Raw genomic sequence first — 14,562 nt, 5'->3', positions numbered from 1 at the left:
GACTTCCGCGCGGTGGTCCGCGCGGTCCTGGCGGCGCGCCGACGCAACAAGCCGGTCATCGCCGGCCTGGGGGGGCACGTCATCAAGGTCGGCTGCTCCCCCCATCTCATCGACCTGATGGAGCGGGGCCTCCTCACGGCTTTGGCCATGAATGGCGCCTGCGCCATCCACGACTTCGAGCTGGCGTACGCCGGCTTTACCTCTGAGGAGGTGGAGGCGGGGGTGGCGGCCGGGGAGTTCGGGATGGCCGCCGAGACGGGGGAGGTCATCAACCAGGCGGTGCTGGAGGGGCGGGCGAAGGGCTGGGGATTCGGCCGCGCGCTCGGGGAGAAGATCCGAGCCCTGAAGATGCCGCACGAGGGGCTCAGTCTCTTCGCGGCGGCTACCCGCCTGCAGTGCCCGGCCACCGTGCACGTCGCCATCGGGACCGACATCGTCCACATGCATCCCTCCTGCGACGGGGCCGCGGTCGGGGAAGCGACGCTCAGGGACTTCCACCTCCTCACGGCTGTCGTGGCGGCGATGGGCGGGGGCGGGGTGTACCTCAATCTGGGTTCGGCCGTCCTGCTCCCCGAGGTGTTCGTGAAGGCCCTCACCGTGGCCCGGAACGCCGGACATCCGGTGACCGACTTCACCACCGTCAATTGTGATTTCCTGCAGCACTACCGCCCGACCCAGAACGTCGTCCGGCGGCCGGTGGCCGGCGGGGCCGGGCAGGGGTACGCCCTCACCGGCCACCACGAGCTCCTCCTCCCGCTCCTGTGTGCCGCCCTCGTCGAGGGTTGGGAGGGGTAGCGGCCTCAGGGCTCCTCCGGCCGCCGGCGTCCGGGCGCCCCCTGCCCCGGGGGATTCTGCCGGGGGCCCGGTCGGCCCCGCTCCCGCGTTCCCCGCAGGGTCTCCCGCAGGCGTCGCCGCTCCGCGGGGCTGCGGTCCCGGAACTCCCGCCACTCCTCCCGGAGCCGCAGGCGTTCCTCCGGCGGCAGGGCCTGCCAGGCCCGGAGGGTTCTCCGGAGGGCCTCCCGTTCCGCGTCGCTCAACCCCTCCCACCGTCGCAGGTTCTCCCGGAGACGCTCCCGCTCCGCCGGACTGAGGCGGCGCAGCGCTTCCTGCCGGTCCCGGACGGCCTCCCGCTCTTCGGGGCTGAGGTGCTGCCATCGCTCGAAGTTCCGGCGGATCCGGACGCGCTCCTCGGGGGGGAGGCTCCGCCACCGTTGCCACGCCTCCTCGAGCCGCGCACGGTCGTCCGGCGCCAGGGGCGCGGTGGCGGGCGGGGACTCCGCCCGCGCGTCCGGTAGGAGGAGCGGCGCGCACGTGGCCTCTGCCAGGAGGAGGGCGCCGGCCAGACCGATGGCCGCCCGGAACACCCGGCCCAGGGTCCGCCTCATGTGGCCCGGCCCTCCTGGACGAAGGTGCGCAGCAGCTCGTAGTGCTCCAGGATGTCCACCTGCTCCAGGAGCTCGAGGTCCTGGACGACCTCGAGGTTGCGGAGGAGGGCGAGCTCTTCCGGGCTCGGGGCGGTCGGAGCGAGGGGCGCGGGGCCTCGGCCGGCCAGGAAGGCGGCGGCGAGGGCAAGGAGGAGGGCGGCGGCAGCTCCCCCCAGGACCCACGCGCGCCGGGGCAGGAAGCCGGCCGGCCGGGAGGAGGGCGGCGGCTTGAGGCCGAGGCGCCGGGCCAGGTCCTGCCGCGCCGCCGCCCAGTAGGGAGCCGGGGGCTCCGGCACCGGGTCCGCGGCTGCCGCCTGCAGCAGCTCCCGGAGGGCGCCCGCCTCGGCCCGGCAGGCGGGGCAGGCGGCCAGGTGCCCTTCCATCTCGGCCCGCAGCGGGCCGGGCAGGCTCCCGTCGGCCGCCTCGATCAAGAGAGCCTGGACCTCATCGCATCGCATCGCATCCCTCTCCTGCCCCGTATCGCTGGAGCCGTGCCCGCAGGTTCCGGACCGCGTGGAAGAAGTTGGCCTTCACCGTTCCCTCCGAGCATTCCAGGATCTCGGCAATGGCCTTGTGGGGGAGGCCCTCCTGCACCCGGAGGATGACCGTTGCCCGCTGCTGCGGGGGGAGGCTCGCTATGGCAGCCGCCACTGCGGCCTGCCGCTCGGCTTCCACCAGGGCCTCGAGCGCCCCGGGCGCCGGGTCGGCCAACCCTCCCGCTTCAACCGTCTCTTCCGGGCCTCGTCCCCGCCGGTGATTGAGGCAGAGGTTCAGGGTGATCCGGTAGAGCCAGGTGTACAGGCTCGAGCGGCCATCGAAGCGGGACAGCGCGCGGTGGGCCCTGAGGAAGGCCTCCTGGGCCAGGTCTTTCGCGTCCTCCATGTTCCGGGTGAACCGGTAGGCCAGCCGGTAGAGGTTCCGCTGGTAGGTGCGGACCATCCCCTCGAAGGCGCTGGCATCCCCCGCCCGGAGGCGGGTCAGGAGCACCTCGTCTGGTTCGTGCACCCAGCCCCTCCCGGCGACCGCCGTCCCCGTCGCCGTCCCCCGGATTTCTTCAATACTTTTAGACCCGTTCGGCCCCCGGCCGCTTAGCTTCCCCTCTGCCGGCTTATAGGGCCGGCCGACGCGAAAGGCAAGGCCGTTGGCGCCCCGGCCCCCGCGTGCTATAGTGTTCCGCCGGATGGAATTCACGCCCGCATACGTGACGTACGAGGAGCTCCACGCCGAGCGGATCCGCCAGGTCCTGCAGGGGGGAAGCGTGCCCTGCCGCCTCCGCTCGATGCGCGTGGCGGGCTACGCCGGACTCAGCCTCGGCCCCCTCGGGGAGATCCAGGTGCTGGTCCCGCCTCCGTATGTGGCGAAGGCGAAGCGCCTGATCGCCCAGGCCATGGCGGACGGCGTGCTCTGGCCCTGCGGGGCGCCGGTGGAGGGGGAGTGAGGCGCCGCCGCGAGGGCGCTCTGCGTCCGGTCTCCCGCTCTGCGGCGAAGATCCGGGATCGGAAGGCGGCCGTTGCGGCCGTGCGGCGGTGGCAGCGCGCGGGGAAGACGGTCGTCTTCACCAACGGGTGCTTCGACCTCCTGCACCTCGGTCACGTCCGGTACCTGGACGCGGCCCGGGCCCTCGGGGACCTCCTGGTCGTCGGACTCAACAGCGACGCCTCCGTCCGCCTGGCGAAGGGCCCCGGTCGCCCCATCGTCCCGGCGGCGGAGCGGGCCGAGGTGCTGGCCGCGCTCGGCGCCGTGGACCTCGTGGTCCTCTTCGACGAGCCGGACCCGGCCGCGCTGGTCGCGGCCCTGCAGCCGGACGTCCTGGTGAAGGGGGCCGACTGGGCCCCCGACCAGATCATCGGGCGGGAGGCGGTGGAGGCGCGGGGCGGGGTGGTGACGTCGGTTCCCCTGACCCCGGGGGCCTCCACCTCCGGTCTCATCGCCCGCATCCTGGAGCGGCACCGTCAGCGGTAGGGCGGTGCGCCTCCCCTCGCTGCCGGGGCTCCCCGCGAGCCCCTGGCGGGGAGGGGTATTTGTGTTGGTGTGATGCCTGAGACACTCCTGAAACGGACGATGGCGGCCCTCGATCTGCCGCACCGCCTGGAGGTGCAGGCGCCGGCCACCCTCACCCTGCACGGCCTCACTGGGGCCTCCCGGGCATTGCTCGCGACCGCCTGTGTCCGCGCCACGGGCCGGGCGGCCCTGCTCCTGACCGGAACCGCCCCCGAGGCGGAGGCCGCCGCGCGCGACTGCCGCTTCTACCTGGGCGCCCCGGCCGTGGGGCACCTGCCCGAGCTCCCGGGCGACCCCGCGGCCCGGGCCGTCCTCCCCCCGGAGCTCACCGCGGAGCGCCTGCACGCGCTCAGGCTTCTGCGGGAAGGGCGGGGGTTGGTGACGACATCCGCCGCCGCCGCCATCGGCCGCTTCCTCACGCCCGAGGCCCTCGAGCGGGCCCTCGTTCACCTGTACCCCCTGCGCCTCGTTGCCCCCCAGGAGCTGGCGGAGCGCCTCACCTGGATCGGCTACCGCCGCTCCCCCCAGGTCACCGAGCCGGGGGAGTTCAGCCTCCGAGGGGGGATCTTGGATCTGTACCCTCCCCTCGCGGCTCATCCCGTCCGGGTCGAGTTCGTCGGGGATGCCATCGAGTCGCTTCGGACCTTCGACCCGGAGAGCCAGCGCTCGCTGGGTCCCCTCCCGCGCGCCCTCGCCCTTCCGGTGATGGAGACCCTCCTCGACCCGGATTCCCGGCAGGGAGCGCTTGCCGCCCTGGATCGCCTTCCGGACGGCCGAGTTCCTCCCTCCCTGCGGGAGGCGCTGGAGGAGGGGCGCGCCGCGCCGGGCCTCGCGGCCTACCGGGCGTGCTTTCCTGGCGGCGGGGCGAGCCTCCTCGATTACCTCCCCGCAGACGCCCTCTGCCTCCTGGACGACCCGGACCAGGTGGCAGCGAGGGCGGCGGCCGCCCACGAGGCCGCCGTCCTGGCGGATGCGCGGTGGGCAGCAGCCGACGTCGCCGTCCCTCCGGCGAGCTCCCGCCTCGTCTCCTGGGAGACGCTCCATGGCGGCCTCGCCTCCCGCCTCCGGGTCGCCCTCTCCCCCTTTCCCCTCCCCGGGGGAGTCCCGGGAGAGGTGCTTGCCTGCGCGACGGAGGCGATCCCGGCGTATCAGGGGAGGCTTCAGCCGTTCCTCGAGGACCTGACCCGATGGCTCCGGGAGGGCATCGCCGTGACGCTGGTGGCGCGCAGCGTCGCGCAGGCCCGCCGCCTCCAGGAGATCCTCCGGGAGCACACCCTCGGGGCCGCGCTGGGGGTGGCGGCCGGGCCGGAGCGGCCGCTCACCATCGCCATCGGCGAGGTGAGCCGCGGCTTCCGGTTCCCGGCCCTGAAGGCCATCCTGGTGACGGAGGCGGAGCTCTTCGGGACGCGCCGCCTGCCGCCTCCCCGCAAGGCCGCCCGGCCCGGCGCCGCCCTCCGCGTCCTGGAGGAGATGGTCCCCGGCGACCTGGTGGTGCACGTGGACCACGGGATTGGCCGCTACCAGGGATTGCAGCGCCTCACCGTCGGCGAGCGAGACGGGGACTACCTGATCCTGGAGTACGCGAGCGGCGACCGCCTCTACGTGCCCGTGGAGAAGATGGGCCTGGTCCAGCGGTACGTCGGGGCGGCGGCCGCCCCGCCGGCGCTGGACCGGCTCGGCGGGACCGCCTGGGGCAAGGCCAAGGCTCGGGTGAAGGCCACGGTCCGGGCCCTCGCGAAGGAACTGCTGCAGCTCTACGCCGCCCGGCAGATTCTGCCGGGGCACGCCTTCAGCCCCGACACCCCCTGGCAGCGGGAGTTCGAGGCCTCCTTCCCCTACGAGGAGACGGCGGATCAGCTCATGGCCATCCAGGCGGTGAAGGCGGACATGGAGCGGCCCGGCCCCATGGACCGCCTCATCTGTGGAGACGTGGGCTATGGGAAGACCGAGGTGGCCATGCGGGCCGCCTTCAAGGCCGCGATGGACGGCAAGCAGGTGGCGGTCCTGGTTCCGACCACGGTCCTCGCCATGCAGCATTTCGCCTCCTTCCGCGAGCGGTTCGGGCCCTTCCCCCTCCGGGTCGAGATGCTCTCCCGCTTCCGGAGCCGCCGCGAGCAGGAGGCGGTCCTCCAGGGCCTCCGGGACGGGACCGTGGACATCGTCATCGGGACGCACCGGCTCCTCCAGCGGGATATCCGGTTCCGCGATCTGGGCCTCCTCGTGGTGGACGAGGAGCAGCGCTTCGGCGTGGCGGCGAAGGAGCGGCTGAAGCAGCTCCGCCGGGAGGTGGACGTCCTTACCCTCACCGCGACCCCGATCCCCCGGACGCTGCACATGGGCATGCTCGGGGTGCGGGACATGAGCACCATCGAGACGCCCCCCGAGGATCGCCTGGCGATCCGGACCTACGTCTGCCGCTTCGACCCGGCCGTGATCCAGGAGGCGGTGGAGCAGGAACTGGGCCGGGGGGGGCAGGTCTTCTTCGTCCACAACCGGGTGGAGAGCATCCAGACGCTGGGCCGCTACCTGAAGCGGCTCCTCCCCACCGTGCGCGTCGCCATCGCGCACGGGCAGCAGCCGGAGGCGGCGCTCGAGAAGATCATGGTGGACTTCTACGCCCGCAAGTACGACCTGCTCCTCTGCACCACCATCATCGAGTCCGGCCTGGACATCCCCACGGCCAACACCATCATCGTGAACCGGGCCGACCGCTTCGGGCTCGCGCAGCTCTACCAGCTCCGGGGGCGGGTGGGGCGGGACCGGCACCGCGCCCACGCCTACCTCCTCGTCCCCCGCGAGGAGGCGCTGAGCGAGGCGGCCCGCCGGCGCCTGCAGGCGCTCGCCGAGCTCACCGAGCTGGGCTCCGGGTTCAAGATCGCGGCCCGGGATCTGGAGATCCGGGGGGCGGGGAATCTCCTGGGGGCGGAGCAGCACGGGCAGATCGCCGCGGTGGGCTTCGATCTGTACTGCCGCCTCATCCAGGAGACCATCCAGGAGCTTCGGGGCCAGCTCCCCGAAAGTCCCGTCGACCCGGCCATCCGGCTCCCGGCCGAGGCGCTCCTCCCGGACACCTACGTGGACGACCCCGCGATCCGCCTCGCCCTCTACAAGCGGCTGGCGGCGGCGGAGGGGGAGGAGGGCCTGGAGGAGCTTCGGGCGGAGCTCCGCGACCGGTTCGGTCCCCTCCCGCCCGAGGCGACCTGGCTGCTGACCGGCATGGGGCTCCGCCTGGCCGCCCGCCGCCTGCGTGCCGTGGAGGTGGACCTCCGGCCTTCCGCCGTCCGGATCCGCCTGGACGGGAAGCCGGCCGTGGACGGGGCGGCCGCGGCGGCGCTGCTCCGGGAGGCCCGCGGGCGCCTCCGCTACGGCCCGGCGGACACGCTCACGTGGCACTCGGGCGAGGAGGACCCTGCAGCCCGGGCCGCTGCGGTCAAAAACCTATTGCGGCGGCTGGCGGGGACCTGTTAGGGTGCCCCAACCCATGCGGGCAGGGCAGGCACGGCGCGGCGGAGCCGCGCAGGAGGCAGATCGGTGACAGGGTGGCGGTGGGGGGTCCTGGTGGGGGGAGTCGTCCTGGCGGCCTGCACCGGCGGGTCCGAGGAGCAGGTGGTGGTTCGGGTGAACCAGACCCGCGTGACGGTGGCGGAATTCCGCCGCCGGCTGGACCTGGAGCGGGAGCGGATCCCGGCCCACCTGCACATGCTGATGGAATCTGCCGATGTACAGAAGCGGTACGCCCAGGACCTCATCCGGCGGGAGATCCTTCTGCAGGAGGCGGCGCGACGCCAGATCGACAGCCGCCCCGTGGTGACGGATCGGGTGCGGCAGGTGAAGGAGCAGATGATGCTCCAGACCCTCCTCAAGGAGGAGATCTCCGATAAGGTCCAAGTGCCGGAGGGGGACGTGCAGGCCTACTACGAGGGGCATCCGGAGGAGTTCAGCCGGGATCGGCTTCGGGCCGGCCACATCCTGGTAGCGACGGAGGGGGAGGCACAGCAGGTCGTGGAGCGGCTGAAGGGGAAGGAGGCGTTCGAGGGATTGGCCCGGCGCCTCTCTCTGGACAAGGTCAGCGGCGCGAAGGGGGGGGACCTGGGGACGATCGAGCGTGGGACTATGGTCCCCGAGTTCGAGAAGGCCGCCTACGCCCTGAAGGTGGGGGAGGTGAGCGCTCCCGTGAAGACCCGCTTCGGGTTCCATATCATCCGGGTCACGAGGCGGGAGGAGCGCCCCGCCGCCCCCCTCGCCCAGATCCGGGAGGAACTGCAGCAGCGGCTCCTGGGGGAGCGCCAGCAGACGGCCTTCGACGCCTTCGTGGAGGGACTGCGGCAGCACGCGACGGTCGAGGTGCAGGAGCAGCTCCTCCCGATCGCGGCCCCGGGGGCCGCTCCGGCGGGCCCGGACCTGCCGGCAACCCCTCCCCCGCCCGCGGAGGCCAAGTGAGGCGGCGCATCAGGGCTCTGGGCCTCGGGGCCGTTGCCGCCCCAGCCCTCCTGCTCGGCCACGCCTCTGCCGTGACCGTCGAGCGGGTGGTGGCCGTGGTGAATGAGGAGGTCATCACCCTCACCGAGCTGCAGGAGGAGGGTCGGGCGGCCGCGGCGCGCCTCGTCGCCGCGGGGGAAGGCCCGGCCCCGCTTGCCCCCACCGCCCCGGAGCGACAGATCCTGGAGGAGCTCATCGAGCGGCGCCTCCTCCTCCAGGAGGTTGCGCGGGAGGCGATCCGGGTGGAGCCGGCGGAGGTGACCGCCGCCCTGGAAGAGCTCAAGGCCCAGAATGCCCTGCCGGACGACGCGGCGCTGGAGGCGGCGCTTCGTCGGGAGCGCCTCACCCCCCCCCAGTTCCGCCAGCGCCTCCAGCACCAGCTGGCGATCGGGAAGCTCCTGGCCCGCAAGGTCCGGGGGAGCATCATCCTGACCGACGCGGAGCTGGAGACCCACTATCGGACCCACCCCCAGGAGTTCGCCCTGACCGGCCAGGTGCAGCTCCGGCATCTCCTGGTGGCGGTGCCGAAGGCGGGGGATCCCGAGGCCGAGGCGGCAGCGGCCAGCCGGACGTCGGAGGCGCTGGCGGCCCTGATGGCGGGCACACCCTTCGCGGCGGTGGCCACCCGATACTCCGACGCGCCGACGGCGGCGCAGGGGGGCGAGCTCGGCGTCCTGCGCCAGGGGGAGTTGGCCCCCGAGCTGGAGCGCGTGGCGTTCGCCCTGCTCCCAGGGGAAATGAGCACGCCGATCCGGACGGCCGCCGGGTACAACATCCTCCTCGTCGAGGCCAAGGAGGCCCCGATCGTCTCTTTCGCGCAGGCGCGCGACCGGATCCGCGACCGGCTCTTCCGGCAGAAGGTCCAGAAGCGCTACCAGGACTACCTCGCCGAGCTCCGCCAGAAGGCCTACATCGAAGTCAAATTCCCCTAGGCTGTCCTTGAACGGGACCCATCTGCTGCGTCGGCCTCGCCGATCCGTGCGGTGCATTCCGCACACCGGACGCGTTCCCCCTCCACCCCTCGGGCGGTCCCCGCGCCGGCCGGCCACGGGAGGTTTTGGGGGAGGCTGGCTACTGGCCGAGGGGAAGAGAGGCGGATGCTTTGAGGGAAAGGTCGGCGCGCTCACCGCGTGCGTAGCGGGCGGCGCCGGCGGCCGCGATCATGGCCGCGTTGTCGGTGCACAGGGCCGGGGAAGGCCAGACGGCCGCGATCCCCCCCTCCGCCGCTCCCGCCCGGAGGCGGTTGCGGAGAACCTGATTGCACGCGACGCCGCCGGCGACCACCAGGCGGCGGAGGCCGACCCGCCGCGTCGCCGCCAGCGCCTTGCGAGCGAGCTGCTCCACCACCGCCTCCTGGAAGGCGGCGCAGAGGTCGGCGACGAAGGCGGGGGGAAGATGCCGCGGGGACGGCGTGAGCGTGTTCCATGCCCCGCGGGCCGCGCCCGGGCTCCTCCGCCGACCTCGCTCCCCGGGGTCCCGCGCAGCGGGACGCGCCGCGGCCTGGACGGCGAGGAGGGCCGCGGTCTTCAGCCCGCTGAAGGAGAAGTCCAGGGACCGGTCCGCGGCGAGCGGGCGGGGGAGCCTGATCGCCTTCGGGTCGCCGGCCCTCGCCGCCTCCTCGATGGCGGGGCCGCCGGGGAACGGAAGCCCGAGCAGCTTGGCTACCTTGTCGAAGGCTTCCCCGGCGGCGTCGTCCCGGGTGAGCCCGAGCAGCCGGTACTCCCCCGGCGCCTTCGCCTCGTACAGGTGGGTGTGCCCCCCGGAGACGACCAGGGCCACGAAGGGGAAGTCGAGGTCGGCGTGCTCCAGGAGCGCGGCGAAGATATGCCCTTCCAGATGGTTGACGGCGACGAGGGGCTTGCGGGCGGCGAAGGCCAGGGCCTTTGCGGTGGAGACCCCGACGAGGAGAGAGCCCACGAGGCCCGGACCGGCCGTCACCGCGAGGGCGGTCAGGTCGGCCAGGCCGGCGCCGGCGCGCCGGAGGGCCTCGCGGAGGACCGGGCCGAGCGTCTCCAGGTGGCGGCGGGAGGCCAGCTCCGGCACGACCCCCCCGAAGGGGGCGTGGAGGGCCTCCTGGGACAGGACCACGTTCGAGCGGATGTGGCGGCCGTCCTCCAGGACGGCCGCCGCGGTCTCGTCGCAGGAGGTTTCGATCCCGAGGATCAGGCCCATGGCTCGCGGGGAGTCCCGGGCGCTGTCACCGGGACGCCTGGGTGCCGGTCCCTCCCCGATCCAGGATGAGGTTGGCCTTCAGGATATCCACCGCCCGGGCCAGCTGGATGTCGGCCTTCAGGTCCGGGGCCCGCCGGCCGAGCGGCTGGGAGGTGTCCCCCTCCTCCTCACCGATCTTTCGCTCCCGCGGGGAGGGCCCCCCCTCAGGCCGGGGGGGAGCCTGGGCGGTCACGGTGGGCTTGGGCGGCTCCACGAGGATGTCCGGCGTGATCCCCTTCCCGTGGATGGTCTCGCCGCGCGGCGTGAAGTACTTGGCCGTGGTCAGGCGCAGCCCCGACCCGTCGTTCAGGGGGATTACCGTCTGGACCGAGCCCTTCCCGAAGGTCGTGGTGCCGAGGATGACGGCCCGCTTATGGTCTTGCAGGGCCCCGGCGACGATCTCCGAGGCACTGGCCGAGCCCCCGTTCACCAGGAGGACCATGGGAACCTGGGGGAGGTTCTTGGTGTGCTCCGCGCTGAAGCGGAGATCCTGGTTCCGGGCCCGCCCCTCGGTGTAGACGATGAGCTGCCCCTTCTTGAGGAAGAGGTCCGCGACCTGGACCGCCTGGCTCAGGAGGCCGCCGGGGTTATTGCGGAGGTCCAGAACCAGCGCCTGCGCCCCGCTCGATTGGAACTGCTCCAGCGCCCGCTCCAGGTCGCGCGCGGTCTTCTCCTGAAAGGAGCCCAGCCGGATGTAGCCGATCTTGTCCCCCAGGTCGAAGGATCGGACGCTGTGGACCTCGATGATCTCCCGGGTGATGGCGAAGTCCCGTCCCTCGGTGAACCCCTCCCGCATGATGGTAATGGTGACCTGGCTCCCCCGCGGCCCCCGGAGTTTCCGCACCGCCTCGATGAGGGTCATGTCCTTGGTCGGCTCGCCGTTGATCTTCACGATCCGGTCCCCGGTCAGGATGCCGGCCTGGTCCGCGGGTGTCCCCTCGATGGGGGAGACCACGGTGAGCTGCCGGTCCCGGACCGTGATCTCGATCCCGAGCCCTCCGAAGGAGCCCTGGGTCTCCACCTGCATCTCCCGGTAGACCTCGGGGGGCATGAAGGAGGAATGCGGGTCCAACGTCTCCAGCATCCCGCGGATCGCGCCGTAGACCAGATCCTTGGAGTGCACCTCCTCCACGTAGTTGGCCTGAATGAGGGTCAGGACCTCCGTGAAGACTTTGAGCTTCTCGTACGCCTCGTCGGTGGCGACCACCCCATGGCGTGCGCCACTCGCAATGATGACCAGGATGAGGGCGAGGCCCACCACGGCTGTCCGGGCCTTGCCCCGCCACCGCTGCGATCCCATGCCCACTCCTCCCGCGCCTGCCCGGCGCGCCGGCGGCTCCTGCCGCCCACCGCCCCGACCGCTAGGGCCGGGACTGCAACCAGACCAGGGGATCCTCGGGCTTCCCCCGGACCCGGATCTCGAAGTAGAGCTGGGGGCCGTCGAGGGACCCGCTTTCCCCAACGGTCCCGATGAGTTGCCCCGCCTGGACCTCCTGGCCCGCCCGGATCAGAAGGTCTGCCAGGTGGGCGTAGAGGGTGTACATCCCGCCGCCGTGGTCCAGGATGACGAGCCTGCCGTACCCCTGGAACCAGTCGGCGAAAGCCACGGTGCCCCGGAAGACCGCCCGGACCCCCTCTCCGGCGGTGGCCCGGATCCCGACCCCGCGGTTGAAGGTCACGGTCCGGAACCGGGGGTGGTCCTGGCGTCCGAAGGCGGAGATGACCCGGCCCGCCGTGGGCCAGGGGAGGCGCCCCCGCAGCGCCGCCAGGGCTCCGTCGAGCGGCGATTCCCCTGGTGCGGCGGGCCGGCGGCGCGCCCGCTCCTCGAGTCGCAACCGGTTCAGCAGGGCCTGGAGCTCGCCCGCCGCCGCCTCGAGTTCCCGGACAGCGGTCAGGTGGCCCTGCCTCTCCTCCCGGACCTTCGCCAGGAGGATCCGCCGTCTCCACTGCTCGCTGGCAATCTCCTGCCGGGCGTCCTGCAGCGCGTTCCGCCGCTCCGCCAGCTGCGTGACCCCCGCCCGGACGGCCTTTCGCTGCTCGCCGAGCTCCGCCAGAGCTGCCCGGTGCCTGGCGATCAACTCCCGGTCCTGCACCGCGATCGCGGCCAGGTATTTGGCCCGCCGGGCCACCTCCTCCGCGGAACCCGCCGTGAGCAGAACCTGCACCGTCCCGAGGCGACCCTGCTTGTAGAGGGCCCGGAGGCGCTGGGCGAGCAGGTGCTCGGTCCGTTTCAGGCGCCGGTCCGCCCGCGCGAGCTCCCGGGTCAGTGCAGCCACCTCGCGGCTTTCGGCGGCGGCCCGGGCCTCGAGGCGCTTGAGCTCGCCGGTCTTGGCTGCCAGCACGGCCTCCACCCGCTCGAGATCCCGGGCGAGCGCCCCCTCACGGCGGCCGGCCTCCTGGGCCCGCCGGCGCTCTTCGGCCAGCTCCCGCTGAACCGCCTGCAGCTCCTTCTGGGTTTCGGAGAGCCGTGCCGTCTGGCGCGCCGCTGGAGCGTCCCCGAGCGGGAGCAGGCACACCAGGAGGAGGCTGCCGCCGAGCAGAAGCCGGGGAGATCTGAGGCGCCTCATGCCTTCAGGAACCGACGCACCGATAGGAGACTCCCCATCCCGCCCAGCGCCGCCCCCGCGACGAGCAGGCCGGCGACGTGGAGCGGCTCCAGGAATCGCCCGGCCCCCAGCGCCAGGAGGCCGGCAGGGGCCAGACCGAGGCGCCAGACAACGAGCTGGTGACCGGCGAAGAGGAACAGGAGCGCCAGGAGCGCTCCCAGGAGCCCCTGGAAGAGCCCCTCCAGGATGAAGGGGGCGCGGATATAGGCCCGCGTCGCTCCGACCAGGCGGAGGATTTCGATCTCGTCGGCCCGGGCATAGACCGCCAGGCGAATGGTGTTCGCCACGATGAAGAGGGCACCTCCACCCAGGATGATGCCGAACGCCCATCCTCCCACTTGCAACACCGAGACCAGCCGGCCGATCTGCTCCACCCACTCATGCCCGTACAGGACCTCCTCCACCCCCTCGAGCCGCTCGAGGGCGCCCACGAGGGCCCGCATGCCGGGGCCGGTCTGGTGCTCCTCCCGGATGCGGAGCTGGAAGGACGCGGGGAGCGGGTTGTCCCCCAGGCCCTCCAGGAGACTCGCCTGACCGTGCAGGTCCCGCTTGAAGAGGGCGAGCGCCTCCTCCTTGGAGCTGTACTGGACGGCCGCCACCGCCGTCTCGGCCTGCAGGCGCCGACGGAGGAGCTCCTGCTGGTCGGGGGTGATGTCGTCCCGCAGGAAGACCACCACCTCGAACTGGGCCCGCCAGTCGCTGAGGATCGCCTGGAGGTTCACCGTGAGCAGCCAGAGGCCCCCGAGGATCAGGGACGAGACGGTGATGGCGCCGACCGCGGCGAGCCCGGCCCACCCGCCGCGCCGGAGGTTCCCCAGCGTATCCCCCAGGAGTGTCCACAGGCGCGTGAGGCGCATCAGGCTCCGTTGTCTTCCACGACCCGACCAGCCTTCAGGACGACCGTCCGTTTGGCCTGCTCCTTCACCAGGGTCGCGTTGTGGGTGGCGAGCAGGATGGTCGTCCCCCGAGCGTTCACCTCCCGGAGGAGGCGGATGACGTCGGCCGCCAGCTCGGCGTCCAGGTTCCCCGTGGGCTCGTCCGCCAGGAGGATGAGGGGATCGTTCATGAGGGCCCGGGCGATGGCCACCCGCTGCTGCTCTCCTCCGGAGAGGCGGTAGGGCGTCTGATTCGCCCGGTGCAGAAGCCCGACCTGCCGGAGCAGGTAGCCGATCTTCCGACGGGCCGCGGCCTCGGGGGTCCCGAGCGCCCTGGCCACCAGGTGCAGGTTGTCGGCGACGGTCCGGTCCATGAGGAGCTTGAAATCCTGAAAGATGACCCCCACCATCCGGCGGAGGGCCGGCACCTGGCGCTCCGGCAGGCGGGCCACGTTGCGGCCAGCCACCAGGATCTGCCCGCTGCTGGGGAGCAGGTCCCGAAAGATCAGGCGCAGGAGCGTGGTCTTCCCGGCCCCGCTCGAGCCCGTGAGGAAGATGAACTCCCCTTTGCGGATGTCCAGGGACACGTCCGTCAGGGCTTCCACGTCCTTGCCGAAGGTCTTGTCGACCCGGAAGAGCTGGATCATCCCTGGACGGGCCCCTCCCGCAGGCTGGCCGGCTAACTGCCCTAAACTAGAGGATGCGCACGGCGTTTGCAAGGGAAAAGCTGTCCGTCCAGATCCCGGGCGCGGTTGACAGGGCCGGGGCCCGCTTCTATAGTCACGTGAGAGAGATGCGCCGCTGCCAGACCGGGATCGGCAAGTGCATCCGGCCTGCTCGTAGGTCTCCCGCGCGGCTGGCGGTTCCCCTCCCCGCGCCCTGCGTTCCCGCCTCCCCTCCCCGAGACGCAGGCCAACTTCCGGAACGCCGGAACGGTGGCGAGCGCGCTCCGGGCCCGCCGAGCCC

The 14,562-nt window shown here is 72.6% G+C and carries 14 protein-coding genes; 6 read left to right on the top strand and 8 right to left on the bottom strand.

Translation table 11 applies throughout. From position 1 onward, the window contains the following. Positions 1–795, top strand: a 795-nt coding sequence (locus tag VGT06_13270) for a hypothetical protein (protein HEV8664091.1), incomplete at its 5' end; no start/stop codon positions are given. 5 nt (positions 796–800) lie between these two features. Here the strand turns inward: VGT06_13270 and VGT06_13265 are convergent. The 3 genes from VGT06_13265 to VGT06_13255 are packed head-to-tail and all read right to left on the bottom strand — an operon-like array spanning position 801 to position 2,429. After that, entirely contained in the window at positions 801–1,385 is a 585-nt protein-coding gene (locus VGT06_13265) for a DUF3106 domain-containing protein (GenBank protein HEV8664090.1), read from the bottom strand. After that, a complete protein-coding gene (locus VGT06_13260; protein HEV8664089.1) occupies positions 1,382–1,882 on the bottom strand; it encodes a zf-HC2 domain-containing protein in 501 nt (166 codons plus the stop codon). The genes VGT06_13265 and VGT06_13260 overlap by 4 nt, the downstream gene beginning before the upstream one ends. After that, on the bottom strand, positions 1,869–2,429 hold the full coding sequence (locus VGT06_13255; GenBank protein HEV8664088.1) for a sigma-70 family RNA polymerase sigma factor: 561 nt from the start codon (positions 2,427–2,429) through the stop codon (positions 1,869–1,871). Before VGT06_13255 ends, VGT06_13260 begins: the two co-directional genes overlap by 14 nt. Before the next feature lie 175 nt (positions 2,430–2,604). On the opposite strand from VGT06_13255, the gene VGT06_13250 reads away from it, so the two are divergent. The 5 genes from VGT06_13250 to VGT06_13230 all read left to right on the top strand — a co-directional run bounded on the left by VGT06_13250 (position 2,605) and on the right by VGT06_13230 (position 8,836). Further along, positions 2,605–2,862, top strand: coding sequence for a hypothetical protein (locus VGT06_13250; GenBank protein HEV8664087.1), 258 nt, complete (start codon positions 2,605–2,607; stop codon positions 2,860–2,862). A gap of 50 nt (positions 2,863–2,912) precedes the next feature. Continuing rightward, the gene (gene rfaE2 / locus VGT06_13245) at positions 2,913–3,386 is read left to right on the top strand and encodes a D-glycero-beta-D-manno-heptose 1-phosphate adenylyltransferase (protein ID HEV8664086.1); all 474 of its coding nucleotides are present in this window, start codon (positions 2,913–2,915) and stop codon (positions 3,384–3,386) included. A 72-nt stretch (positions 3,387–3,458) separates the two neighbouring features. Continuing rightward, positions 3,459–6,893, top strand: coding sequence for a transcription-repair coupling factor (gene mfd, locus VGT06_13240; protein ID HEV8664085.1), 3,435 nt, complete (start codon positions 3,459–3,461; stop codon positions 6,891–6,893). A 63-nt stretch (positions 6,894–6,956) separates the two neighbouring features. Continuing rightward, positions 6,957–7,865 carry a peptidylprolyl isomerase gene (locus VGT06_13235; protein ID HEV8664084.1) on the top strand — a complete coding sequence of 303 codons (909 nt, stop codon included), beginning with the start codon at positions 6,957–6,959 and terminating at the stop codon, positions 7,863–7,865. Further along, positions 7,862–8,836 carry a peptidylprolyl isomerase gene (locus VGT06_13230; GenBank protein HEV8664083.1) on the top strand — a complete coding sequence of 325 codons (975 nt, stop codon included), beginning with the start codon at positions 7,862–7,864 and terminating at the stop codon, positions 8,834–8,836. The genes VGT06_13235 and VGT06_13230 overlap by 4 nt, the downstream gene beginning before the upstream one ends. 139 nt (positions 8,837–8,975) lie before the next feature. On the opposite strand, the gene tsaD is transcribed toward VGT06_13230, so the two are convergent. From tsaD to ftsE, 5 genes are all read right to left on the bottom strand, one after another. Then, the gene (tsaD, locus tag VGT06_13225; GenBank protein HEV8664082.1) at positions 8,976–10,076 is read right to left on the bottom strand and encodes a tRNA (adenosine(37)-N6)-threonylcarbamoyltransferase complex transferase subunit TsaD; all 1,101 of its coding nucleotides are present in this window, start codon (positions 10,074–10,076) and stop codon (positions 8,976–8,978) included. Between the two features lie 25 nt (positions 10,077–10,101). After that, positions 10,102–11,415 (bottom strand): S41 family peptidase, encoded by a 1,314-nt coding sequence (locus tag VGT06_13220; GenBank protein HEV8664081.1) that lies wholly within the window; start codon positions 11,413–11,415, stop codon positions 10,102–10,104. Positions 11,416–11,476: 61 nt separating this feature from the next. Then, entirely contained in the window at positions 11,477–12,682 is a 1,206-nt protein-coding gene (locus VGT06_13215; protein HEV8664080.1) for a peptidoglycan DD-metalloendopeptidase family protein, read from the bottom strand. Further along, entirely contained in the window at positions 12,679–13,578 is a 900-nt protein-coding gene (locus tag VGT06_13210; protein ID HEV8664079.1) for a permease-like cell division protein FtsX, read from the bottom strand. Before VGT06_13210 ends, VGT06_13215 begins: the two co-directional genes overlap by 4 nt. Beyond that, the gene (gene ftsE / locus VGT06_13205; protein HEV8664078.1) at positions 13,578–14,243 is read right to left on the bottom strand and encodes a cell division ATP-binding protein FtsE; all 666 of its coding nucleotides are present in this window, start codon (positions 14,241–14,243) and stop codon (positions 13,578–13,580) included. Before ftsE ends, VGT06_13210 begins: the two co-directional genes overlap by 1 nt. Positions 14,244–14,562 lie beyond the last annotated feature (319 nt).

Origin of the sequence: Candidatus Methylomirabilis sp. (assembly GCA_036000645.1) — a bacterium.
GTDB lineage: Bacteria > Methylomirabilota > Methylomirabilia > Methylomirabilales > JACPAU01 > JACPAU01.
This window is presented reverse-complemented; position numbering and strand designations above follow the sequence as displayed.